Source organism: Dinoroseobacter sp. PD6 (genome assembly GCF_028807315.1).
In the GTDB taxonomy this organism is placed as follows: domain Bacteria; phylum Pseudomonadota; class Alphaproteobacteria; order Rhodobacterales; family Rhodobacteraceae; genus Dinoroseobacter; species Dinoroseobacter shibae.
Genome location: NZ_JARAMN010000014.1, coordinates 1 through 23,352 on the forward strand (window position 1 = coordinate 1; position 23,352 = coordinate 23,352).

Consider the following 23,352-nt stretch of genomic DNA (forward strand, 5'->3'; position numbering starts at 1 on the left):
TTGCCCGGTTGGCGTCGCTGAATGGGATCGCTGCTCAGGTGGGCTACAAATGCCGTCCGGTCCGCTATGGCGGCACGCCGGCCATCGTGGCTGAGAACAAGCTGGAGCAGCAATTTCAAGCCTCTGCCCCGGATCAAGTCTGGGTAGCCGCGGAGCGCGGCCTGCGCGATCGGGCTTTCGAGATTGTCTTCCGCGCGGAACATGCCTTGGGCACCTGTCTCGCGCTGCCCTTTGGTGAGCGCCCCGAGCTGATCGAGCCGCCGGGCGATCATGGAGGTGAAGCGCTTCTCGCCATGTACATCCGAGGTGCAGACCCGGAAAAATGGGGCCGACACCTGTGCGGACCGATGTGTTCGCCCGAGCCCCTGGATCGCGGCGTCAGCGCGCCAGCCGGGCTCGAGCAGATAGTGCCGCCGCCGCTTCTGGTTCTTCGCCGTTTGGGCCGCATGGTAGGAGCGTCCCGTCCCACCGGCATCGGAGAAGATAAGGATGTCTTTTTCGCCATCCATGAATGCGGCGGTCTCGGATGAATTGCCGCTTGCAGCACGCTTTTCGATGTAGAGCGCACCGTCGGAGGATTTGAGCGGCCGGATCGAACTACCCGTGACCTCGGCCGCCGCCTCGTCACCAAAGGCCCAGATGATCTGATCAAGCGCGGATGGGATCGGTGCGAGGGACATCATCTCGACCATCGCCTCCTCGCGCAGCTGCAAAGCCTCGCGCGAGATTACCAGTTGTCCGTTCGCATCACGCAGAGGCTCGGCTACGATGTTGCCGTCGATCTCGACAAGCTTCTGCGCGTGAATCGGGAAGGCCTGCTCGAGATAGCTCAGCACATAGTCCCGCGGTGTCAACGCGCCTTCAACCAGCTCGTCTTCAGGGTTCATTGCCTCAAGGCGACGCTTCAGAAGGCTTTCGCCGGTCGAGACCACTTGGATGACGCAGGCATAGCCGGCTTCGCGATCTCTGCGCATCGCGTCGATCACGCTTGGTGCTTTCATCCCCATTAGAAGGTGATTGAAGAAGCGTTGTTTTGTGCTTTCGAACCGCGACTTGGCTGAGGCCTTGGCCGCAGATGCGTTCGTCTCACCCGACGCATCGTTCACGCCGGTTGCGGTCAGAGCGGTTTCGAGGTTCTGATGGATCGTGCGGAAGGCACCTGCATACGCATCGTAGATCTCGATCTGTGCCGGTGTCAGCGCATGTTCGAGCACATCGTATTCCACCCCATCGAAGCTGAGCGCACGGGCGGTGTAGAGCCCAAGTGTCTTGAGATCCCGCGCGACAACCTCCATGGCCGCGACACCGCCGGCTTCCATGGCGGAGACGAAGCTCTCCCGGCTCGGGAACGGATACTCGGGACCCTGCCCCCAAAGACCGAGGCGCGAAGCATAGGCCAGGTTGTGCACGCTCGTGGCCCCGGTCGCTGAGATGTAGAAGACGCGTGCCCGCGGTGCTGCGAGTTGGAGACGCAGGCCGGCAAGGCCTTGTTGGGATGGTTTCGCGCCTCGCCCCGCTTCCGATCCGGCAGCGTTCTGCATGGCATGGCCGCCAAAGTCGTGGCGTTGGTGCCTTGGTCGCGAATAACCTCTGTCGCTGCGGCCGCCTGCATCATGTCGTAGGCCATGCGCCAATCCCAGACACCGCTCGCATCGCTGCCGCCGAAAGTGTCGCGCATGATCCGCGCAAGCGTCGAGCTCTTCAGCGGGTCTTGCCGGATCGTCGCGCCGATGTTGGCGAGGGCGGCGCGAAGGTCTTTGCTGATTGGTAAGATGGTCTGGGATTTGAGTTGCGGCTTTGCCATCGTGAGGGTCCTTTGGATCAGATTTCGGATGCCAAAAGACAAACAGCCCCCTCTGACTTTCAGGAGGCTCTTACAAGCAGGAGGTTCTGTGAGTTCGGGTGACGGTGTTGCAACCCAAATCGGCTCGAGACGAAGCGATGGTTGGATTACAGTCGGCTCAACTCCGGGACGACAAACGAAGCTTTCCGGCGGCTCGGAGGCGCTGCACCTCGCGGAGAATGGCATCGGTGAAAGCCGGGCTGAGCGCGCCGCGCGGCGACCGTTCCTCGAAGGTATAGGATTGCTCCAAGACATCGGCGTTCAATTCATCCAGGATGACCCAAAGCCTGACATCGGTTGCCAGTTTGGCCCGACGCGCCTCGGTTTCCGGGATTGGAAGCGCAGACCGGTTTTTGTCCGGAGACTTGCTCGTGATCGGAGCGATGAAGAGGACATGCTGACCGGCAGCGTTGGTGACAACGATGACGACGCAACTCGGTCTTTTCTTGCGGCCTTCCGTTTCGCCGCGATCGGCCTGCCATTTCCAGAGATAATGATAGTCGAAGACCTGCCCCGCGACAGGAACGTCAGCGGTCACGGAAGTGATCCTCAATCCCCTTGTCCAGAAGATCGCCCAAGTCGTCCGGCATATCCGCGACATCGAGCGCAACCTGCGATCCGCGCTCGGCGGTTAGCGCCTCAAAACGCTCCATCGACATAACGACGAAGCGCGGTTTGCGGTGTTTCGTGATGGCGACCGGCGCGACAGTGGCGGCCTCGAAAAGATCGCCGGTGTTGCGGGTCAAGTCGCCAGCAGGGAACTGTTTCATATCGATCCTCTAGAGAACTCCTGAATTATACAGAATATACGCCTTTTCTGTGTATTTTGCAAGTGGGGTTACGCATCCGAACGGTGATATCCTCTTTTTTGTGCGCTTCACCCCCTACCCTGCCCCGCGAAGAACTCTGCGAGTACGGGGCCCGCCTCCGCCTTACTCGTACTCAGCAGGGTCGACCCCGCGAGCGAGGCCTTTGACAGCCGGACGAGACCGCCGGTTTCCTTGATGCGATAGCAGCGCCGCTTCTGGCGACCGCGACGATAATGCGTGGCCGTCACGATCTGGCAGGTGCTGCCATCGGTCAGTGTCACGGGTTTTGCGAGCCGGATCTTGTCGCCCTCCTCGTAGTCCGGGATGGCGGCCCAATCGCGGCAACGTTGCCGCCAGGCATGAGCGTAGCTGTCGGGATCCTTGATATCGGACAGCAGGTTCAGAATGCTCAGCGGTGCCCGGGATTCTACCGGGCCTGCGCTTTCTTCCATGTCCTTGTAGCCCCAGCAACCATCGTCGTAACGCGTGAGAAACACCGCCGCGAAGGTGATCGAGCCATCCTTGTCTGGTGTGTAGGTGCGGTCTTCGACCAGTGTTCCGTCGAGGTTGGTGACCTTGACCGCTGCATACCAAGTCGAACCGACCTTGCAGGCTTTGAGGAGTTCGGTGCGGCGGACGTCACTGTCGAACGTGCATAGCCGGGTGATTTCGGCCTTCTCATCGGCGTAAGTCTGGACGCGGCGATCGGTATAGAAGAGCCAACCCATCACGCCGCCCTCCGGTCATCGATTTCCATCAGCGCATCGAGCGGCACGCGATAGGGCAACATTTTGTCGAAATCCTCGCAATTGCCACAGTTCTGAACGATCGCGAAGGTGTCGCAGGCATCCTTGAGGATGACCCGGAAGGTGCCACCAAGCCCCGAGGGCACCTCGTAGGTTCCGCCGATGAGATAATCCGAGGCCCGGCATACGAAGACGCGGATGCTGTGACCATCGGTGGCGAGCCGGATCGCCCCCTGCCCCCGGTCGATGAGCACCTGCACGTCATCCAGGATGACGGTATAGAACTGGCCGGTCAGATCGCGAAACGCCATTTGGCGCTGCGCCATCCAGTCGGTGTCCCGAAACGGGTTCATGCCGTCGACGAAGGCGAAGGACGGATCGGCCTGCTCGGTGGTCACGATGCGGGTGGTCGTGCCATCGATGCCATTCGAGCGCAGATGCACGCCATTGCCGACAATGAGGATCAGGGCGGGCCTGTCCACCGGTCCGTTCCAGTTGGGCAGGAAGGTTTTGCAGGCGCGCGCATGGGCGATTTGCGCCGCGACAGCGGAAGCAGAGAACTTGGGAATAGCCATGGAGATGTCTTTCTATTCGGTTTGGAAGGGTCGACCCGCGCGGGGAATGCCTCGCGCGGGTTGCATGAGGACTCAGGCTGCTTGCGCGACCTCGCCATCAGAATCCGGTGTTTCCGCAATCGGCGCCGCCTCATCATAGACGGCTCCAGCGGTCTGCATCATAGGCGGGCACCAGGCGGCCACAGCCGCGCGCTGCGCATCCGTCAGAGTGGCAAAGGGCTCTTCCGTCAGTCCCACAACAGGAAGACAACTTTCACTTTTGTGGATGAATTCGCACCACTGGATCGGCGCTGCGGTCCCCAGTTCCTGTGTGTCGTCAGATTTACTGCCGAAGCCACAAGAGTGTTCCGAAATACCGGAACGGTGCCAATAGGCTGTCGGAAATTTGGCCGCTGACGATAATCCCGAGATTTGTCGCTATCGAATTGGGTCAATCTGCGGCAGGGCATCCAGCCCGGTCCAATCCAAGGGAAGACGCTTGTAAGCTGAGTGCCTCCGCTTGTTTCGTTGATCGAAAGCGAGGTACCTAGGGCAGTTTCAAGGGCCATGCCTGGTCAAGTTTGACACCGATCAGCGTCGCATAGCCCCGTTTGTGGTAGAGTCCCACTCGCGTTCACAGTGTCATTCATGGTGGTTCTGATGACTGTTGCGACGGAATACTCAACCAAAAGACCTTCAATCCTTGTACTACTCCTGTTCTTTGGGCTGACGTTCCTCATCACATGGGGTGTCATCGGGAGTTACATATTTTGGCCCGAAGCGATGACCGCTCGTTTCGGCGAGATAAGCGGCGCGCATCCCTTTTTCTTCCTCGCCACTTGGGCGCCTGCCATCGCTGCCTTCACGGTCGTTCTCATCTATGGCGGCTTTACCGGCTTGCGCGGATTTCTCTCAAGACTACTCATGTGGCGCTGCCCGGCACCTTGGTGCGCGTTCATTCTGATCGTGATCCCGGTGGTCTTCATGGCGGGTTCACTCATCAAAGGCGGGCCGTTCCTAGCGCCAGTTCCGCCGGAAGGCGTGGGTGCGATGATCTCGCTTATGTTCATGATGCTTTTTCTGGGGCCGGTTGAAGAGTTCGGCTGGCGCGGTGTCGCTCAGCCCCTTTTACAAAGGTACCTCGCGCCGATCTGGGCCGGTGCACTGATCGGCGCGATTTGGGGTGTGTGGCACTTGCCCGCATTCTACCTGGCCGGTGTCGTTTTCGCGGAGTGGAGCTTCCTGCCATTCTTCATCGGCAACATCACAATCGCCATTCTGGTGACACCGATTTTCAATGCGACCCGGGGCAGCCTTCTGCTCCCGATGCTCTTTCACTGGCAGCTGATCAACCCGTTCTGGCCCGATGCGCAGCCTTGGGACACATGGTTGTTGGTCGGTGTGGCGGCCATTGTCGTGTGGTGGAAACGGGACATGATGTTCTCCCGTGAGGGCGCTGCAACTGAAGTCATCCCTGGTGAGGCACGGACATGATGCATTCTATCGTACGTTTGGCTTTGACCATTTGTTTCGCGCTAACTGGTCCCGCGAGCGCAGACACTCCGCGTGATAGGCTGCAGGCTTTGTTGGACAGCTTCCAAAGCGAATACGGCTTCCCTGGAGCAACGGCTTCTGTTGCGATGCCCGATGGGCGGGTCATCAGCGTCGCTTCTGGCCTCGCGGATCAGGAGTCGGGTGCCTTGATGACGCCTGAAACCCGCATGCTTGCGGCAAGTATCGGCAAGACTTTCGTCGCGATGACCGCCTTGTCGCTCGAAGATGAGGGCGCGCTGTCCCGCGCCGGCCTTGTTTCCGATTATCTCGCGGATCGCGATTGGTTTGCTCGTTTACCGAACTCCGACACGATGACTTTTGGCGATCTGCTTCGGCACGGTGCGGGTTTGCCCGATCACGTCCACCTTGAGACTTTCCAAGCAGAGATGGCCACACGCATGTCGAGCGGTACGGCTGCGCTCACGCCTGAAGAGGCCATCGCCTTTGTCCTGAGTGCTGAAACGCTCTTTGATGCCGGGTCTGGTTGGGCCTACACCGATACGGGTTATCTCCTCCTCGGCCTTGTCATCGAAGAAGCGAGCGGAAGGCCCTACTACGATCTCGTCTCAGACCGGTTCCTTGCGCCGCTCAGTCTGACTGCAACAGCCCCATCGAACACCCCTTCCATTCCGGGTTTAGCCGTTGGTTATGTTGCCGAGGACAACCCTTTTGGTTTGCCTGCCCGCACGATGGATGACGCAGGCAATCTGGTCTGGGACCCGGCGATGGAATGGACGGGCGGCGGACTGGTTTCGACCGCACATGATTTGGCCATGTGGGGCCACAAGCTGTTTAACGGCGACGCGATGGAAGCCCCTTATCTGGACCGCTTGCTCGATAACATTCCGGTGTCGCCCGACGCACCGGACATTCAGTATGGCGCAGGCATTGCCATCTACAACGAGACGGCGCGCGGGCCGGTCTATGGTCATGGTGGTTGGATACCCGGCTACGTCTCAAGCCTGCGCCACTATGCTGATCACGGCGTCACGATCGCGTTTCAGATCAATACGGATGTCGGTATCGCAGACGACAGCACCGACCTTGTCCCCGCCTTGGAGGCCGCGCTTGCCGATCTCGCGATTGAAATTGCGCAGTCGAGTGCTCGCGAAGAGACACTGCTTCGAGATGTACAAATCATCGATATCGCGTCCGGCGACATCACGCAGGGTCAATCAGTTCTGATCCGCGACGGCACGATTGCGGAAATCGGAACCGAAATCACGGCGCCGGAAGCGGTGCAGGTCGATGGCGGCGGGCGCTATCTGATCCCCGGACTTTGGGACAGCCATGTCCATATCTTCTCCTCGGCCACAGAGCCGGAGACGGCGTTGCCGCTCTATCTCATTAACGGCATCACGGGCATTCGCGATATGGGAGCCCTTTGGCCCATAGCGGATCAACAGGCCATGCAACGCCAGATCGAGACCGGCGACATGCTTGGACCGCGCCTCATTCTGGCGGGCGCCTGGGTTGATGCAAGCCCTGGATCTTGGCCGGGTATATTTCTTGCGGACACACCAGACGACGCGCGCACTGTCGTGGGCCAGATCGAAAGCGAAGGTTGGGCTGCGGTGAAGTCATACTCCATGCTTGATCAGGCGACTTACGCGACGCTGGCTGACGCCGCAGCAGATGCGGGACTGCCACTCATCGGGCACATCCCGGAACGCGTCAGCCTTGAGGCTGCAATCGACGCAGGTCAATCGGGCATGGAGCATTTCGGGCGCATCCCGATGGCCTGTTCGACAGAAGAGCAGCGCATGCTGGACGATTTGCGCCGCGTCATCGCCGAGGGTGGCGACCAAGCCGCCGTGTTTGAGGTCATGGCCGCGCGCAACGCCATCATTCTCGATAGCTGGGATGCCGATCTCTGTGCGGGGATTCTTCGCGACATGGCCGAGGCCGATTTGCATGTGAGCCCAACCCTTGTGGTAGCCAACTTCTACCTTGGAAACTGGCCTGATGACGATACCCCGCAAATGCGGATGATCCCCTCCGCTGTCCGCGACGCGTGGGGCGAGCCCGATTTCCGCATGGAAGCCATGACCAATGAAGTGCGCGCTTTGGCCGAAGACAGCATCGCACTGGATCGGCGCACTTTCGCTATGGCGCACGCGGGGAGCGCGCTACCCTGAAGTGCGACTCCTATTAGAAAACAATGAGTTATCTAGTAGGAGATCATGGCATGGGAGCCGTTTACACGCAACTATCGCTACAAGAACGCCGTAAGATCGAGAGCTGGTGGCATGCAAACGTGCCCGTCAGAGAGATGGCGCGTGTCTTGAAGCGTCACAAATCGACGATCTTTCGCGAGATCAAACGTAACTTCTGGGCGGATGATGCCTTCCCGAAGAAGTATGCCGGTTACTTCGGCCACGCGGCTCAACTGCAGACGGACAAGCGAAGATCTGTGCAACGCAAGCTGATCCGACATCCTGAGCTGTGTAAAACGGTTGTGCAGCGGATCAAACAAGGCTGGACGCCCGAGCAGATCGGCAACCGGATGATCTATGAGGGAGCGAAACTGCGCGTCTGTCAGGAAACGATCTATCGCTATATTTATTCCAAGGAAGGTATGGCGCAGGAGCTCTGGTGGTATCTGCCCGAGCATCGCAAAGCGCGCAGGCCGCGCCGCGCCAGAAAGCGCCAGAAGCCCAAGTTTGACCGTGATGTCAGCATCCTGTTCCGTCCGGATGATGTCGCACACCGCCGCCAGTTCGGACATTGGGAGGCTGATCTTGTCTTGTTCAAACAACGTTTTGGACAATCGAACGTCACATCGCTGGTTGAACGTGTCAGCCGGTTCACAGTTCTGCTCAAGAACCCGAACAAACGCACAAAGCCGGTGATGGGCAAAATCATGAAAGCCGTCCGTGACCTGCCCCACATCGCGCGTCGTTCAATCACCTTTGACCGCGGCAATTAGTTCGTCAGCTGGCCCCACCTTCAGGCTGAGAGCAGAACCCAGACCTGGTTCTGTGATCCGTCTTCACCCTGGCAAAAAGGCACCGTGGAAAACACCAATCGCCGCGCCCGAAGATGGTTGCCGAGAAAGCGCGACATCACGGCGGTCTCAGATCATGAATTGAAAATGATCTGCGACCGCCTCAACGCGACACCCAGAAAGTACCTAGGATGGAAAACACCCGCTGAGGTCTTCCGCGAAAAGATGATGGAGGAAATGGGCCGATCCCCCTACCCTCAGAAGGAATAGGAGTCGCGGTTCAGGTATCGCTCACAGGTCATTCGCGTCATCGACCCGCGATACCTCGTAATAACACCCAACAAGATGAGTGGTAATTCAAATGATCTACGCCCATTCCGTCGAGAATGCTCCGGCATCCGATTGGGAAACACTGGAGGCACATTCGTTACGGGTCGCCAAGGCTGCGTGCAAGAGGGCCGAAGCTTTTGGGGCCGGGGATATCGCGGCCGCACTTGGTCTGCTGCATGATCTGGGCAAGATGAAATCTGGGTTCCAGGCCAAGCTGGCGGGCGAGGTGAACGACACCGCCCATTCGGGGGAGGGGGCGAAACTACTGTGGCAGGGTCCGGGGCGCCCGCTTGCCGCGGCGATCGCCGGGCATCATGGGCGTTTGCCGGATCCCGACCGCCTTCAGGCACGGATCGACGCTGCGGAGGCACTAACGCTGCCGAATTGGTGTCAATTGCCCGATTGGCGTTGGCCCGAGCGCGTGACGCAGTGTCAGAAGCAAGCTCCCTACCGGCTACAGTTTCTCATCAGGATGCTCTACGGCGCGCTGTGCGATGCCGATGACCGCGAGACGGCGGCGTTTTATGCCGGAGGTGCGGATCAGCCGCCCCGGACAGTGACGCCGGACATGCGGGCCCGTTTCGACGCCCATATGGCCGGGCTGGGGGGCCATGGGCCTGTCAACGACCTGCGCCGCCGTGTGCTGGGCCATGCCCGGGGCGTGGCCGCAGCGCCTCCGGGCCTCTTCACCCTGACCGTGCCGACGGGGGGTGGGAAGACGCTGACATCCCTCGGGTTCGGGCTGGATCATGCGCTGGCGCATGGGTTGCGGCGGCTGATCTATGTGATCCCCTACATGTCCATTATCGAGCAGACGGCGGACGTGTTCCGCGAGGTGCTCGGCCCGGAGGCCGTGTTGGAGCATCACTCCAACGCCGATTGGGACGGCGAGGATGAGACCGAGCGGGAGCAGCGCCGCGTGATGGGAGCGTCCTGGGACGTGCCGGTGGTCGTGACGACCGCGGTGCAGTTTTTCGAGAGCCTGCACGCCGCGCGCAAGAAACGCTGCCGCAAGCTGCCCAGCCTTGCGCGGTCAGTCATCGTGCTGGACGAGGCGCAGACCATGCCTTTGCCCCTGTTACGTCCCTGTCTGGCTGCGCTGCGGGAGCTCCTAGAGGGCTACGGCGCGACCGTCGTGCTGTCGACGGCAACGCAGCCCGCGCTGACAAAGCTAGGCGGCTTTCCCGCCGAGGAGGCGCTTGAGGCCGCGCGCGAGATCGCGCCGGATCCGGCGCAGCTTTTCGCGGCGCTGAAGCGTGTCGAGGTGCGTGACGTGGGCGCGATGGACGACACGACCCTGGCCGAGCGGCTGCGCGGGGCAAATCAGGCCCTCTGCATCGTCGACAACCGGATGCAGGCGCGGGGGCTCTTCGAGACCATCGACGATGTGCCGGGGGCTGCGCATCTTTCGACGCTTATGGTTCCGGCGCATCGCCGGGCCGTGCTGGCCGAGGTCCGGGCGCGGCTGAAAGACGGAAAGCCGGTGCGGCTGGTTTCGACCTCGCTGATCGAAGCGGGTGTAGACGTGGATTTCCCACTGGTTCTGCGCGCCGCGGCGGGGATCGACTCCGTCGCCCAGGCTGCGGGGCGGTGCAATCGGGAGGGCAGTCTCGAGTGCGGCGCGGTGGAGGTGTTCCGCTCAGAGCATCCCGCGCCGCCCGCGGTCGAGCAATTTGCCGCAATCGGGCGCGCCGTTTTGGCCGAGGGGCATGTCGATCCGATCGGGGAAGCGGCGGTGGCCTCTTACTTCCGCCGTTTGTGGGGGGCCTATGGGCCGGACGCACTCGATTCGATGGAGGTGGGCGGTATCGGCGGTATCCTGCACGCGATCCGCAAAAACGGCATGAATTGCCCCTATGAGCAGATCGAGGCAGCGTTCCGCATCATCCCCGGCGGTGAGCGCGCAGTGATTGTCTGCGACGGTCCATGGGGGATCCCTTGGGATGCGCTTGAGGACTTGCGTTTCCGCTCGGCGGGCGCGGTTGCCAAACGGGTGCAGCCCCACGCGGTCAACGTGCCCTGGGGGTTGTGGAAGATGCTGTGGGATCAGGGCCATGTCGCTTGGTGGGCGGCGGACAGCTTCCAGGAGCAATTTGCGGTGCTTCAAACCAGCGATGTGTATGATCCGAGGGCAGGCTTGGGCGCGGAAGGCGATCCGGGTGGAATTAGTTGAGAGGTCGAGCGCATCATATCGCTTAAGTTGTTGACCGGTTTATGGTCATCGGCGATGGTTTTCTGGTGGAAAACTATATTATAAGGCGCTCCAGTATGGTGATTTCCGCGTGACCGCCCTCGGTTTCAAGCTTCTTGTTCGGGGCCGAAACGCCTGTTTCACGCGGCCCGAGATGAAGGTCGAACGGGTGTCCTACGACGTGATCACCCCATCGGCGGCGCGCGGTATCCTTGAGGCGATCCACTGGAAACCGGCGATCCGCTGGGTTGTGGATCGCATCCACGTGCTCCAGCCGATCCGGTTCGAAACGATCCGCCGCAACGAGGTGGCGTCGAAGATCCCCGCGGGCAAGGCGCGTTCGGCGATGAAGGCAGGTGATCTGGGCGGGCTGGCTCTGGCTGTGGACGAGGATCGCCAGCAGCGTGCAATGCTGTGTCTCGCCGATGTGGCTTATGGGATCGAGGCGCATTTCGAGATGACGGCGAAAGCGGGGTCCGGGGACAATCCCGGAAAACACGCCGAGATGTTCCGCCGCCGGGCTACCCGAGGTCAGTGCTTCCACCAGCCCTGCCTGGGCGTGCGCGAATTTCCGGCGGATTTCGAACTGGTCGAGGCGTTCCCCGACGCAATCGCGGAGAGCCGCGATCTGGGCTGGATGCTGCACGATATCGACTATGCGCCCGGTGCCAACCGCGCCTCGGTCTTTTACCGCGCGCTCATGGAGGAGGGCGTGATCGACGTCGGCAAATGCCTGTCCGAAGGACGCATGACATGACGATCCTTCAGGAACTGGTCGCGCTCTACGAGTCGCGGGCGGAATCGAAGGGCTGGCCAAGGCCGGGGTTTTCGACAGAGAAGATCGGCGGTGAAATCGTGCTGGCAGAGGATGGGTCGGTCCGGGAAATGCGGTCGCTCATGGCGCCGGACAAGACAGGCAAGATGCAGCCACGGGCTATGTCGGTGACAGCAGCGGTGAAGCGCACCGCGGGCGTCAAACCTAACACGTACTGGGACAAGACGGCCTATGTGCTTGGCCTGACCGAAACATCCGACGGGCCGGGTCAGGGCAAGCGGACGCTGGCAGAACACGAGGCATTCAAGGCGTCCCATCTGGAGCTTCTCGAAGAGACGGACGATCCGTCCCTGAAAGCCTTGCGCGGTTTTTGCGAGATGTGGCAGCCGGAGCAAATCGCGGACTTTCCCGATGCCGCAGCACTGGTGGATCAGAATGTCGTCTTTCGCGTTGGGGATGGCCCGTTCCTGCATGATCTGCCCGCCGCACAGGCCTTGCTGGTCCGGGCGTCCGGGGAGGGGCCGATGTGTCTTGTTTCGGGCCGAGAGGGGCCAACGGCGCGGCTCCACCCGTCGATCAAAGGGGTGATGGGCGCGCAATCTTCCGGAGCCTCGCTTGTGTCTTTCAATAACGATGCGGAGACGTCCCATGGCAAGAAACAGGGCGACAACGCACCTGTCTCGGAGGCGGCAGCATTCGCCTATGGCACGGCGCTGAATGCGCTGCTGGCGAAGGGATCGGGGAACACGATCCGTATTGGTGGCGACACCGTTGCGTTCTGGGCCGACCAGCCAGAGGCGGAGTGGACCTTCGCCGCCATGATCTCGGGCACCGACGAAGGTGCGGTGGAGCGCGAGTTGCGCGCGCGCGTAGCAGCGGTGGCGACGGGTTCAGCGCGCAAGGACAACGAGCTTGATCCGGATGCGCGGCTCTTCGTGCTGGGACTTGCGCCCAATGCCGCGCGGCTGGCGGTGCGGTATTGGCATCCCGGCACCCTGGGGGAGTTCGCACGCGCGGTGACGCGGTTCTGGGACGACATGGCCATAACGCCGTCGCCCTTCGTCAAGGGCGGCATGGAGGTGGCGCCCAAGCCCTGGGCGTTGCTTTATGACGTGGCGCCGCAGCGCGATGCAGGCAACATTCCCGCTGGACTGGGCGGTGATCTGATGCGCTCCATCCTGACCGGCGGGCGGTATCCGGCCACGTGGCTTGCCGCCGTGATGGGCCGGATACGCGTGGAGGAAGAGCCCGACCGTGCCCGGCATGGCAATGTGGACGGCCGCCGCGCCGCAACGATCGCCGCGTTGCTGCGGCGCAATTTCAAACAGGAGGTGCCCATGGCGCTGGACGAAAACGCGCGTGATGTCGCGTATCTTCTGGGGCGGCTTTTCGGAGCCTATGTCTATGCCGAAAAGAGCTATCAAGACCGCGGGGCGGGTCTGCGGCAGAAATACATGGGCGCGGCCTCGGCCACGCCGGCGCGGGTGTTTCCCGTGCTGATGCGGGGCTACGAGCATAACCTCGCGTCCTTACGCAAGGCTGGCGGACTAAAGGCCGGGGCCGGCGTGAAGGCCGACCGCGCGGTCGCCGCCATCATCGACAGGCTGGAGGGCGAGATGCCCGCGACCCTGCCGCTGGAGGCGCAGGGCCGGTTCTTCATCGGCTTCTATCACCAGATCTCGGCATTCTACGCCAAGGCCGAGGATGCCGTGGACCCCCTGATCGACGACACGGATACAGAGGAAGAAAACGTATGAGCGAGCAAGCGCAACTCAACCCGGAGGGCACACAGAGCGTCGGGTTGGCCAACAGGTATGACTTCGTGTTGTTCCTCGACGTGGAGAACGGCAACCCCAACGGCGATCCCGACTCGGGCAACATGCCCCGGATGGACCCGGAGACGAACCAGGGACTGATGTCCGATGTCTCGATCAAGCGCAAGCTGCGCAATTACGTGGCCGCCGCCCATGGCAATGCAGCCCCCCACCGGATTTATTTCACCGAACGCGCGGTCCTGAACGAAGCGCATCAGGAGGCATGGACAGCGACAGAGGTCGCGCCGCAGAAGGCGGGCGACTATTCGAAGCTGCCCAAGGCGGATGCGGACGCAAGGAAGCTGACAGACTGGATGTGCGCGAATTTCTGGGACATCCGCACCTTTGGCGCGGTCATGTCCACGGGCGTCAATGCCGGTCAGGTCCGCGGGCCGGTTCAGCTTTCGTTCGCGCGCTCCGAAGAGCCGATCATGCCCCTAGAGGTGTCGATCACCCGGTCCTCGGTCACCAACGAGAAGGACCGCGACAAGGAACGCACCATGGGCCGGAAGAACATCGTGCCTTATGGGCTCTACCGGGTGCACGGTTTCATCAACGCCAAGCTTGCCCAACGGACTGGGTTCTCCGAAGCCGATCTTGCGCTGTTCTGGACGGCCTTGCAGGACATGCTGGACCTCGACCGCTCGGCGTCGCGGGGCATGATGGCGGCGCGCCGCCTCATCGCGTTCCGCCATGACAGCGATCTCGGCAACGCTCAGGCTCATCGGCTGTTCGAGCGGATCGCGGTCAGCCGCGTCCATGGCGGCGATGCGGTGCCGGTGGGCGATGCGCGCAGCCATAACTGGCCCCCGGCGCGGGCGTTTTCCGACTACCGGATCGAGGTGGACGACACCGATCTGCCGCCGGGTGTCACGCTGATCGAGCCCTGGTGAGCACGGACAGCCTGCCCCTCTCGGCGTTGCAACACTGGCTCTTCTGCCCACGGCAATGCGCGCTGATCCATGTCGAACGCCTGTGGGAGGAAAACCGCCTGACCGCCGAGGGACGCATCCTGCACGAACGGGCCGATGGCGGCATTCCGGAAAGCCGCGACGGGATCCGGGTGTTGCGGTCGGTGCATGTGGCGTCGGCGCGTCTGGGTGTGCACGGGATGGCCGACGTGGTCGAGATGCGCGGGCGCGTGCCCTTCCCGGTGGAATACAAGCGCGGCAGGCCCAAGGCCCATCGCGCCGACGAGGTGCAGCTGTGCGCGCAGGCGCTCTGCCTCGAAGAGATGACGGGGCAGAGCGTTCCCGAGGGCGCGCTGTTCTACGGCGCGAGACGGCGGCGGCAGGTCGTGGCGTTCGACAGCGCGTTGCGCGCGCTGACGCATCGGGTGTCGGAGGAGGCGCGCGCCGCGATGGCCTCCGGTACCCTGCCGCCGCCGGTCTATGATGCCGGGCGATGCGAGAGCTGCTCGCTCAATGCGCTGTGCAGACCGCTGGCACAACGCAGCGCCGCGGACTGGGTGGCGCGGCGGCTGGACCGCGCGGCGGTGCCGGAGTGAAGCGTCTGCTCAATACGCTCTATGTGGCGACCGAAGGCGCGCGCCTGCGCAAGGACGGCGAGACCATCGCGGTCGAGATCGACGGGCGCGTGGTCAAACGAAGTCCGGCCCACCTGCTAGGCCAGATCGTGCTGTTCGGCGAGACCTCGGCCTCCCCCGACGTCATGCATTTCGCTGCGGCGTCGGGGATCTCGATGGCCTGGCTCGGCTATTCCGGCAAGCTGATGGCGCGACTCGAGGGGCCGCAATCGGGCAATGTGCTGCTCCGGCGGGCCCAACACCGGGCAACCGCCGATCCGGGGCCCGCGCTGCCGGTGGCCCGGTCCATCGTCGCCGCCAAGATCGCCAACCAGCGCGCCGTTCTGCGGCGCCATCTGCGCGACTATGCTGATACCCCCGGCGGGGATGCCGTTGACGCCGCGCAAAGACGGCTTGCCGATGCCGCGCGGCATGCGCTCGCGGCGCCCGACCTCGACACGTTGCGCGGGCAGGAAGGGGAGGCCGGGCACGCCTACTGGTCCGTGTTCGGCCACCTGGTCCGCGTTGAAGACCCGGTGTTTGCCTTTGCCGGTCGGAACCGACGCCCGCCGCGGGACGCGGTGAACGCCTTGCTGTCGTTCCTCTATGCGCTGCTCGCCCTCGACACCCGCGCCGCCTGCGAAGCCCATGGGCTGGACCCGCAGATGGGGTTCCTGCACCGCGACCGGCCCGGGAGGATGTCCCTTGCGCTCGACGCGATGGAGGAGTTCCGCGCGCCGCTCGCGGACCGCGTCGCCCTGACCCTGATCAACCGCCGGCAGCTTCGCCCGGGCGATTTCGACACGCAGGAAACCGGCGCGGTTCTGATGACCGAAGCGGGGCGGCGATCGGTGCTCCAGGCCTACCACGATCGCAAACGCGTGGAGTTGCGCCACGCCTGGCTCGACGAACGCATGGCGCTCGGGCTCATGCCGCAGGTGCAGGCCCAGTTGCTCGCCCGCCACCTGCGCGGCGACCTGGACGCGTATCCGGCGTGGATCTGGTAGATGCTGGTATTGGTGACATACGATGTCGCGAGCGGCCCGGGCGGCGCGAAGCGCTTGCGCCGCGTGGCGCGCATCTGCGAAGATAACGGTCAGCGTGTCCAATTTTCCGTCTTCGAGTGTGACGTGGATCCGGCGCGTTGGGCGAAGATGCGGGCACGTCTGATCGAAGCGATTGATCCCGAGACCGACAGCCTCAGGTTCTATTTTCTCGGGCGGGAGTGGCGCAGGCGGGTCGAGCATATCGGCGCAAAACCCTCGGAGGACCCGGACGACCTGATGATCGTCTGATGCGAACCCCAAGCGCCCGCTCAAGTCCGGTCAGGTTCGCATGTCAGCGATATCAAAGGGTTGCCACCAATCCTGCCGACGCCCGGCCCTCTGGTCCTGCCAGATCCTTCGGTTCGCTGGGGGTGCGGTTTTTTACTTCGCATCTCGGCGTGTTACACAGACCCCGTCGCCCCCCACACGGGGGCGTGGATCGAAACCAGCTTGCTCCGAAAGATAGGGGCGTGCGGCGCGGTCGCCCCCCACACGGGGGCGTGGATCGAAACATCGAGGATCTGGCACAGCGCTGGATGCTGGAGGGTCGCCCCCCACACGGGGGCGTGGATCGAAACAAGGGCAACAGGCACACGGGAAGTCTAGCAACGGTCGCCCCCCACACGGGGGCGTGGATCGAAACACGTAGATGCGCCATGGGATCGACCCCACGAACGTCGCCCCCCACACGGGGGCGTGGATCGAAACATCAACTATGTCGAAGGTGTCGGGCCTAACGACTGTCGCCCCCCACACGGGGGCGTGGATCGAAACCATCGTCGTGCGGTCCACGATCATGCTGCGGATGGTCGCCCCCCACACGGGGGCGTGGATCGAAACAATCTCCGAAGAAGAGAGTCTTGAGCAGATAACCGTCGCCCCCCACACGGGGGCGTGGATCGAAACAGCACGATGTTGCCCGCCCCGAGCAGAATAGGGTGTCGCCCCCCACACGGGGGCGTGGATCGAAACTCCGCGCTGGACGTGGTCGCGCCTCCGGCTGTTGGTCGCCCCCCACACGGGGGCGTGGATCGAAACAGGCAGGGCCGCAGCCACTCGGCATAGAATTTCACGTCGCCCCCCACACGGGGGCGTGGATCGAAACAACCGCAACCCCCGCCATGTTGTCGAAGGACATTGTCGCCCCCCACACGGGGGCGTGGATCGAAACCCGCGCTCTGGGCAACATGGGCGGAGGCGTCCGAGTCGCCCCCCACACGGGGGCGTGGATCGAAACATCAGCACCCGCAGCGTTCACGGTATAAGTGCCGGTCGCCCCCCACACGGGGGCGTGGATCGAAACCTTTGCAGCGGGCCTCAAGAGCCTGCCCGACCTCGTCGCCCCCCACACGGGGGCGTGGATCGAAACATTCCTACGGCTAAATGGGCAGCGGAGATTGCCGGTCGCCCCCCACACGGGGGCGTGGATCGAAACATCACCAGCGCGCCGAATGGATGGCGAATTACGGGTCGCCCCCCACACGGGGGCGTGGATCGAAACACAGGCCCGCATCGGATCGCCGCCCTGACCGCCTGTCGCCCCCCACACGGGGGCGTGGATCGAAACACGTGGCGGCGGAGTGAGCGGGATGAAAATCTATGTCGCCCCCCACACGGGGGCGTGGATCGAAACCCTCGGGCACAAGGACATAAAGCATCTGCGCCGCGTCGCCCCCCACACGGGGGCGTGGATCGAAACAGTACGAAGTCGGCAAGACCTACGAGCATGAAGGGTCGCCCCCCACACGGGGGCGTGGATCGAAACATGTCGGCACGCCCGCTTCGCACTCAATCTTGAGTCGCCCCCCACACGGGGGCGTGGATCGAAACTCGGCGTTGATCAATGTGACCGCGCTGTTGCGGAGTCGCCCCCCACACGGGGGCGTGGATCGAAACCCTTTCGCTCGGTATGCAGCAGCCGGTGGGTGACGTCGCCCCCCACACGGGGGCGTGGATCGAAACGGCCCGTGATCCCACGGGACCGGCTTGATGCTCTGTCGCCCCCCACACGGGGGCGTGGATCGAAACACGTGGCTGCGGAGTGAGTAACCCTCCCCCGGGCCGTCGCCCCCCACACGGGGGCGTGGATCGAAACAGACCGTGCCGGGTGATAGCGCGGCGGGTGATCGGTCGCCCCCCACACGGGGGCGTGGATCGAAACTCTGCGCCCGGGTCCAGTTGCCGTACCGATCCAAGTCGCCCCCCACACGGGGGCGTGGATTGAAACCGCCAAGGCGTCCCAAGAGGACCGGGCCGGATCGGTCGCCCCCCACACGGGGGCGTAGGCTCTGATGAAATGAACGCCCCTGGCTGCACCGTGACCCGCGACGGCGAGGTTTTCCTCCGCCAGTTCATCCGCGTCCCAGCCAACGGCACCGCGGCACCGGACCTGACCAACCGATACATCCACCACGTCTACAGCAATCTGCCGTAGGCTGTGGTCCACGGCGCTCATAGCAAAGCGCTGGCTGCTGCGATGGGGCCCTTTTCAACAGAACCACGGGCCGGTGCAAATCCGTGTAGCGCTGCCGTCGTGGCGCCCAAGGCGCGTCCATCGGAAGGTTTCGCTGGCCGGAGCGACCTGCTTTTGAGACATGCAAGCCCCCAAGACCCGCCCGAATACCGGTAACCCGCCGAAAATCCCGATAGTCATAAAGCCGATCCATCCGGCAAGCTGAGAACAACTTCCTTGAACACCGACACGGGGTCGACCCCTATCGCTTTGCAAACAATCACAAACTCAAGAACATCAAGGCGCCGCTCAACCAGTTCATACTTGGCTACGAACGACGGGGGCTTGCCCAAGCGGATTGCAAGTTGTGCTTGGGACAATCCGAAATCTTTGCGCGCCGCCACGAGGAGCGCGACAAACTCCCGATACTCTGGAGAATGAGCAGTTCCAGCCAATGGGCAACCTCGAGTTAGGACTTGCCCAGCTACTCCCGTTATGGAATTACTCCCAAAAAAGGAGTGCCCATGCCCACCCTCTTCTCTCCAACCGCTTTCGAGCACCTGCTGTTTCCGCTGCACAAGACGATCTACGCCGCTCTGGAACGTGCATTTCGGCAAGCCGAGGAGCAGTCACCCGGAGGCCTTGCCGGTGCAGCGGCGTTTGCGCGGCGGACGAATATGTTGGGCACGTTGGAGCGTGTTGATCCGCGCCGTCTTGCGGATGTCCGACTTCCGAACTTCGACGTTCGGCTCGTGATCCCCTCAATCGGCGCCGGGAAGCTGCGCAAGGTGCAGGAGCATCACATCGAAATCACGCCTCACAGCGACCGTCCAACGACGCAATATCCGGGGGCTCACCTGGTCGTGCTGGTTGCCAGCCACTCCGAGCAGCGCGGCTTCGTGATGCCGCTTGGATTTGCGCTTCGCGCACTGGAAGACCTGACACTGCGCGAGGGCGGCTATCAAGTCTATCAGCATCACCTCTATCGCAGTAGGAACCCCCTGCCCTTCGCGCCTCAGGTGGCCGGGGCCATGCCCACCCTGTCCTACAGCGCCCTGGCAGGGACCGGTCTGGTCTATACTGGCCTGACCGGGCGCAGTTGGGCGCGCAGGTTTCAGGAGCACAAGCGGTCCGCCGCGTCTGGCAGTCAGACGCTGTTTCACACGGCACTCCGCGGTGACTTTTTCCCCATCGTGAAGACCGAGCATGAGATCCTCCGCGCCGGGCTGGATCGTGAAACGGCCATGCGTGTCGAAGAAGTGGTCATCGAGGAACGCAGCCTGTTCCCCATCCATCAGCAGGGCCTGAACATGATCCCCGGGGGTGCCGCTGGCATGAAGTTCCTGTCGCAGTTCCGCCGCAGCGGGTCCCTACCCGAGCCCGGCAATTGCGATGAAGCCTACATCGACGCTCTCAACGAGATGCTCCGCGCGCGCCGCGCCGGCTGCGCCCCCGATGCCACTGCCATTGCGCGTCTCTGGGCCGAGAACCTGACCTACCGCATTGGCGTGACCTGCGGACGGCAGGACCGGCTGAGCCAGATGCAGATCACGTTTGCGCGGATTTGGCATGCCAGCGGCTGGAGCCCGGAGAAAATCGCGCACCATCTGGATGGCGTGGATGAGCGGCAGGCAAACCTGAGCCAGGTGCAGCGCCTATTGGCGGGCGAGACCTATGCCGACATTCCAAACCTTTTACCGACGGATGTCTGACACACTGACAGCCGTGGCCCAACCCAGAGACGTTCCATGAAGAAACCTATTCCCAACCTGGGGCTGTTCGTCGGCCTCGCACTCGTTCTGGCCGCCTGCGCGCCAACCATCCCGGACATCCCGTTTGACGCAAGCGAGGTGGCCGCCTTCACCGCCGCGGGTCCTGGACGGATCGAAGGGTCCGCTCTTTATCGTCGGCGCGATGGCAGCATCGTGACCTGCGCGGCTGGCACTGTCCTGCTGGCACCGGACACGGCCTTCACGCGCGAGATCGACCAGCGCATACAAATAGCATTTCCGCGGGACACCATCATGGCTTTCCGCGCCCGCTATGAGGATCCAGCACTGTCCAACGCCTTCCGCCGGACGGTCTGTGATGCCGACGGTGAGTTCACCTTCGACGGTCTCGCCCCAGGAGGCTGGTACGTCCTCACCCGCATTCGCACCAATCCTGGCAACAGCATGAGCCGCGACGGCGAGGTTTTCCTCCGCCAGTTCATCCGCGTCCCCGCCACAGGCACGGCCAACCCGGTCCTGACCAACCGGGACATCCACTACGTCTACAGCGATCTGCCATAGGCCCTGGTCCACGTCGCACGTGGAAAACGCTGGCTGCTGCGATGGGGGGCTGTTCATCAGGACCAAGGGCCAGCGCTGGTCCTTAAACTGCAGCCGCCAAAACACACCATGCGTATCTAAGACGAGATATTGCTGTGCGGAGTGACCTGCTTCTGAGACACGCGAGCCCTGCCATGATCACAGCACCAGTGGAGTTTACTGACCGGTCAATGTCGCGCACGACGCAAAACCTCGACGTGGTATCGGGTTCGAACCGATAGTACACATCACGCAGACCCAAATGCGGGTCCGGCGCTCTACGTGGCCTCGGGAAACCCAAGCCCCTCAAACCCAAGTTTCCCGGGAAAAATGCGCAGAAATGCCGGATGGTTTCAATTTCCCATTTTTTTCATATACTTGCGTACCGCAAATGCAGACTCGCATCCACGTTCCTGTTCTTCTCGCGCAGGACGCAAAACCCCAACATGGTATCGGTTTCGAACCGATACTGCACCTCAGCCAGACCCAAATGCGGGTTCAGCGCTGGAGGTGGCCTCGGGAAACCCAAGCCCCTCAGATGCAAGTTTCTCGGGAGAAACGCGCACGAATGCCGAATCCCCAAAGTTTCCTCGTTTTTCAGATATTTGCGTATCGCAAATGTGGGCTCTCATCCACGTTCCTGTTCATCTCGGCGGGGATCCCGATGGTCCGGATCCAGCCGCGCTACGATCCCCGGTCGCTCGATGCCGCATTCGACCGCGTGTTTGGCCAGGGTCGCAAGGCGTCCTGAAACCGGCGCTCTCGCCGGTTTTATCCTCTTATGCCGTGCTCATCTCTCAAGCCCCGCGCTACTTCGCGTTCAACATCGCCTGCCGCAGGATCGCGTTCATGCGAGACTGATAGCCTTTCCCCCCGGCCTTAAGCCAGGCCAGCACATCCGCATCGAGGCGCGCCGTGATCTGCTTCTTGACAGGGCGGTAGTGCTCCGGGCGCTTCAACTCGGCAAGCTGAGCATCGGTCAGCCTGGGAATGTCATCATAGTTGATCTGGTTGTCCGGCGCGTCCGCCAGCTCCTCAAGACGCGACCGCTGCGTAGCGCTCAGAGGTGGCAGCGTGTCAGGCGAGTAGCTAACCTCTTTCTTCTTCATATCGCTTCCTTTCCGATCTATCAGCCTTTCGGGCGGAGATGATCCTTATGGTTTCGATAACCTGGCCCTCGCTGTCCTCCTCGATGACCGTATGGGCGACCAAGAGCAGTATGACGCCGTGGACGATACCGATGGTTTGCCAGCGCTGCTCAAAGTCCTCGATCCGATCCTGGCGGGTCAGGCAGAACGGATCTTCAAATACACGTGCCGCCAGCTCGAAAGAGACCCCGGAGTGCTTGCGTTGGTTAGAGAGGTTCTTGTCCTCATCCCACGTAAACCGGATCAAACTCATACCCTGTTGTACCTACAAATTCGTGGTTATTCAATAGTAGGCCTCTCGGTACTGCGTGCCTCCCTTGCCATGCCGAACGATCACATGGTCAGCCTCGAACATCGCCACGGCTCCCAAATCGCTCATCCGAAGGCGCCAATGAAAAGCTTCAAGTTCGGCGCAACGCGCTCCCAGTACGGCACGATCCAGCTACGGCCTCCAGTCGTGGTGATTTCCATCTCCGACGCAAGCATATGCCCAGAGGTATGCCTGAGCTACCATGGTTCTTCCAACATCGCCGATCGAAATGGGGACAACTCGAAACACAGGAGGAACTGCGACAGAAAAGCCATAGAGCGGTTTGCGTGGGTTTGCCACACGCAAGGAGTGCCAGAGCGCGAGACGGGGAATTTCCAAAACATTTCATATCCTTCGCCATCAGCAAATGCGGTATCAGTCCTGTTACTTGACGCGGGCGCTCTTGCGATCCGCCGCAGGTGCAACTAACGTAACCGAGTGAAGACCGAACGAATGCGGGTTGTTTCCCGCGTTCCGCAAAAAAGTGGCCCAAAAATCCAGGTCACTGGCCTGCACAACGTGCAGCGCTTCCGAGGCACTCGGAGCCTCAGAGATCCGGTTTGGAACCGGAGCGACATCCACACCGGCGCTCGCCGTCGGAACGCAAGCGCACGCGGCAGGTGCTTAGTCTTGTTAGATGGTTGTCGTCACACATATCGGACGCGCCCCAGGCGTCCAAAACAGAACGCTCTTCTCGGGTGTTCTTCCAGGCGAAGGGCTTTGCCTGCCTAGCCACCGGCGGTGTCGTGGACACACGACAGTATGGACCCGCCCATAGCACGGTGTTCGTCGTGACTTTAAGGCTTCGGTCTTGGCGACGATGCTTTAGTTGGTTCTCCGCGCATGCGTAGCGACCAGTGTCCCTGGGATTGGATGCGATCCTCCATACGGCGTCCCCGAACTCCATCGGGTTGATGCTCCACTCTTCACATGAACTCGGCCTCGGCCGCTGCAATGCGCGCGCCTTGGCCATCCTTTTTGTCTGGTCCAACGGCCATT

The 23,352-nt window shown here is 62.2% G+C and carries 19 protein-coding genes, 2 pseudogenes and 1 CRISPR repeat array; of the genes and pseudogenes, 13 read left to right on the plus strand and 8 right to left on the minus strand.

Annotation, left to right across the window (positions count from 1 at the left end):
* The 5 genes and pseudogenes from PVW48_RS18290 to PVW48_RS18310 form a co-directional block, all read right to left on the minus strand.
* Positions 1–1,547, minus strand: a pseudogene (locus PVW48_RS18290) (strawberry notch C-terminal domain-containing protein); the annotation flags it as partial.
* A 414-nt stretch (positions 1,548–1,961) separates the two neighbouring features.
* On the minus strand, positions 1,962–2,381 hold the full coding sequence (locus tag PVW48_RS18295; protein WP_274582388.1) for a hypothetical protein: 420 nt from the start codon (positions 2,379–2,381) through the stop codon (positions 1,962–1,964).
* A complete protein-coding gene (locus PVW48_RS18300) occupies positions 2,371–2,613 on the minus strand; it encodes a type II toxin-antitoxin system prevent-host-death family antitoxin (RefSeq protein WP_274582389.1) in 243 nt (80 codons plus the stop codon). Before PVW48_RS18300 ends, PVW48_RS18295 begins: the two co-directional genes overlap by 11 nt.
* A 107-nt stretch (positions 2,614–2,720) precedes the next feature.
* Entirely contained in the window at positions 2,721–3,380 is a 660-nt protein-coding gene (locus PVW48_RS18305; RefSeq protein WP_274582390.1) for a DUF6927 domain-containing protein, read from the minus strand.
* Positions 3,380–3,973 carry a regulator gene (locus PVW48_RS18310; protein ID WP_274582391.1) on the minus strand — a complete coding sequence of 198 codons (594 nt, stop codon included), beginning with the start codon at positions 3,971–3,973 and terminating at the stop codon, positions 3,380–3,382. Before PVW48_RS18310 ends, PVW48_RS18305 begins: the two co-directional genes overlap by 1 nt.
* Positions 3,974–4,600: 627 nt before the next feature.
* Here PVW48_RS18310 and PVW48_RS18315 point away from each other — a divergent pair.
* The 11 genes and pseudogenes from PVW48_RS18315 (at position 4,601) to PVW48_RS18365 (ending at position 18,568) form a co-directional block, all read left to right on the plus strand.
* Entirely contained in the window at positions 4,601–5,446 is an 846-nt protein-coding gene (locus tag PVW48_RS18315; RefSeq protein WP_274582392.1) for a CPBP family intramembrane glutamic endopeptidase, read from the plus strand.
* A gap of 92 nt (positions 5,447–5,538) precedes the next feature.
* The gene (locus PVW48_RS18320; RefSeq protein ID WP_274582393.1) at positions 5,539–7,644 is read left to right on the plus strand and encodes a serine hydrolase; all 2,106 of its coding nucleotides are present in this window, start codon (positions 5,539–5,541) and stop codon (positions 7,642–7,644) included.
* A gap of 50 nt (positions 7,645–7,694) precedes the next feature.
* Positions 7,695–8,723: pseudogene (locus tag PVW48_RS18325) on the plus strand (IS30 family transposase).
* A 91-nt stretch (positions 8,724–8,814) separates the two neighbouring features.
* Complete coding sequence (locus PVW48_RS18330) at positions 8,815–10,956, plus strand: CRISPR-associated endonuclease Cas3'' (protein WP_274582394.1); 2,142 nt, start codon at positions 8,815–8,817, stop codon at positions 10,954–10,956.
* A gap of 109 nt (positions 10,957–11,065) precedes the next feature.
* Positions 11,066–11,731 carry a type I-C CRISPR-associated protein Cas5c gene (gene cas5c / locus PVW48_RS18335; protein ID WP_274582395.1) on the plus strand — a complete coding sequence of 222 codons (666 nt, stop codon included), beginning with the start codon at positions 11,066–11,068 and terminating at the stop codon, positions 11,729–11,731.
* Positions 11,728–13,506, plus strand: coding sequence for a type I-C CRISPR-associated protein Cas8c/Csd1 (gene cas8c / locus PVW48_RS18340; protein WP_274582396.1), 1,779 nt, complete (start codon positions 11,728–11,730; stop codon positions 13,504–13,506). The genes cas5c and cas8c overlap by 4 nt, the downstream gene beginning before the upstream one ends.
* Positions 13,503–14,456, plus strand: a complete 954-nt coding sequence (gene cas7c / locus PVW48_RS18345; RefSeq protein ID WP_274582397.1) for a type I-C CRISPR-associated protein Cas7/Csd2 — start codon at positions 13,503–13,505, stop codon at positions 14,454–14,456. The genes cas8c and cas7c overlap by 4 nt, the downstream gene beginning before the upstream one ends.
* Positions 14,453–15,070, plus strand: coding sequence for a CRISPR-associated protein Cas4 (gene cas4 / locus PVW48_RS18350; protein ID WP_274582398.1), 618 nt, complete (start codon positions 14,453–14,455; stop codon positions 15,068–15,070). The genes cas7c and cas4 overlap by 4 nt, the downstream gene beginning before the upstream one ends.
* Complete coding sequence (gene cas1c / locus PVW48_RS18355; RefSeq protein ID WP_274582399.1) at positions 15,067–16,095, plus strand: type I-C CRISPR-associated endonuclease Cas1c; 1,029 nt, start codon at positions 15,067–15,069, stop codon at positions 16,093–16,095. Before cas4 ends, cas1c begins: the two co-directional genes overlap by 4 nt.
* Complete coding sequence (gene cas2 / locus PVW48_RS18360; RefSeq protein WP_274582400.1) at positions 16,096–16,383, plus strand: CRISPR-associated endonuclease Cas2; 288 nt, start codon at positions 16,096–16,098, stop codon at positions 16,381–16,383.
* 165 nt (positions 16,384–16,548) lie between these two features.
* Positions 16,549–18,361: direct repeats of the CRISPR family, unit length 32 nt; unit sequence GTCGCCCCCCACACGGGGGCGTGGATCGAAAC.
* A gap of 69 nt (positions 18,362–18,430) precedes the next feature.
* On the plus strand, positions 18,431–18,568 hold the full coding sequence (locus PVW48_RS18365) for a hypothetical protein (protein WP_274582401.1): 138 nt from the start codon (positions 18,431–18,433) through the stop codon (positions 18,566–18,568).
* Positions 18,569–18,783: 215 nt separating this feature from the next.
* Here the strand turns inward: PVW48_RS18365 and PVW48_RS18370 are convergent, their stop codons facing one another.
* Positions 18,784–19,041, minus strand: coding sequence for a helix-turn-helix domain-containing protein (locus PVW48_RS18370; RefSeq protein WP_274582402.1), 258 nt, complete (start codon positions 19,039–19,041; stop codon positions 18,784–18,786).
* A gap of 69 nt (positions 19,042–19,110) precedes the next feature.
* On the opposite strand from PVW48_RS18370, the gene PVW48_RS18375 reads away from it, so the two are divergent.
* Together PVW48_RS18375 and PVW48_RS18380 are read left to right on the plus strand one after the other, a co-directional pair.
* On the plus strand, positions 19,111–20,298 hold the full coding sequence (locus PVW48_RS18375) for a hypothetical protein (protein WP_274582403.1): 1,188 nt from the start codon (positions 19,111–19,113) through the stop codon (positions 20,296–20,298).
* A gap of 36 nt (positions 20,299–20,334) precedes the next feature.
* The gene (locus PVW48_RS18380) at positions 20,335–20,877 is read left to right on the plus strand and encodes a hypothetical protein (protein WP_274582404.1); all 543 of its coding nucleotides are present in this window, start codon (positions 20,335–20,337) and stop codon (positions 20,875–20,877) included.
* Between the two features lie 827 nt (positions 20,878–21,704).
* Here the strand turns inward: PVW48_RS18380 and PVW48_RS18385 are convergent.
* Together PVW48_RS18385 and PVW48_RS18390 are read right to left on the minus strand one after the other, a co-directional pair.
* Positions 21,705–22,004: a BrnA antitoxin family protein gene (locus PVW48_RS18385; RefSeq protein ID WP_274582405.1), complete on the minus strand. Its 300-nt coding sequence runs from the start codon at positions 22,002–22,004 to the stop codon at positions 21,705–21,707.
* Positions 21,985–22,296 carry a BrnT family toxin gene (locus PVW48_RS18390; RefSeq protein WP_274582406.1) on the minus strand — a complete coding sequence of 104 codons (312 nt, stop codon included), beginning with the start codon at positions 22,294–22,296 and terminating at the stop codon, positions 21,985–21,987. The genes PVW48_RS18385 and PVW48_RS18390 overlap by 20 nt, the downstream gene beginning before the upstream one ends.
* Between the last annotated feature and the right edge of the window lie 1,056 nt (positions 22,297–23,352).

Bases quoted from the DNA above. Each gene is read 5' to 3' on its own strand.
- PVW48_RS18375 (WP_274582403.1), top strand. From the start codon at position 19,111: ATGCCCACCCTCTTCTCTCCAACCGCTTTCGAGCACCTGCTGTTTCCG.
- PVW48_RS18380 (WP_274582404.1), top strand. From the start codon at position 20,335: ATGAAGAAACCTATTCCCAACCTGGGGCTGTTCGTCGGCCTCGCACTC.
- PVW48_RS18315 (WP_274582392.1), top strand. From the start codon at position 4,601: ATGGTGGTTCTGATGACTGTTGCGACGGAATACTCAACCAAAAGACCT.
- PVW48_RS18305 (WP_274582390.1), bottom strand. From the start codon at position 3,380: ATGGGTTGGCTCTTCTATACCGATCGCCGCGTCCAGACTTACGCCGAT.
- cas7c (WP_274582397.1), top strand. From the start codon at position 13,503: ATGAGCGAGCAAGCGCAACTCAACCCGGAGGGCACACAGAGCGTCGGG.
- cas2 (WP_274582400.1), top strand. From the start codon at position 16,096: ATGCTGGTATTGGTGACATACGATGTCGCGAGCGGCCCGGGCGGCGCG.
- PVW48_RS18385 (WP_274582405.1), bottom strand. From the start codon at position 22,004: ATGAAGAAGAAAGAGGTTAGCTACTCGCCTGACACGCTGCCACCTCTG.
- PVW48_RS18330 (WP_274582394.1), top strand. From the start codon at position 8,815: ATGATCTACGCCCATTCCGTCGAGAATGCTCCGGCATCCGATTGGGAA.
- PVW48_RS18390 (WP_274582406.1), bottom strand. From the start codon at position 22,296: ATGAGTTTGATCCGGTTTACGTGGGATGAGGACAAGAACCTCTCTAAC.
- PVW48_RS18310 (WP_274582391.1), bottom strand. From the start codon at position 3,973: ATGGCTATTCCCAAGTTCTCTGCTTCCGCTGTCGCGGCGCAAATCGCC.
- PVW48_RS18365 (WP_274582401.1), top strand. From the start codon at position 18,431: ATGAACGCCCCTGGCTGCACCGTGACCCGCGACGGCGAGGTTTTCCTC.
- PVW48_RS18300 (WP_274582389.1), bottom strand. From the start codon at position 2,613: ATGAAACAGTTCCCTGCTGGCGACTTGACCCGCAACACCGGCGATCTT.
- cas8c (WP_274582396.1), top strand. From the start codon at position 11,728: ATGACGATCCTTCAGGAACTGGTCGCGCTCTACGAGTCGCGGGCGGAA.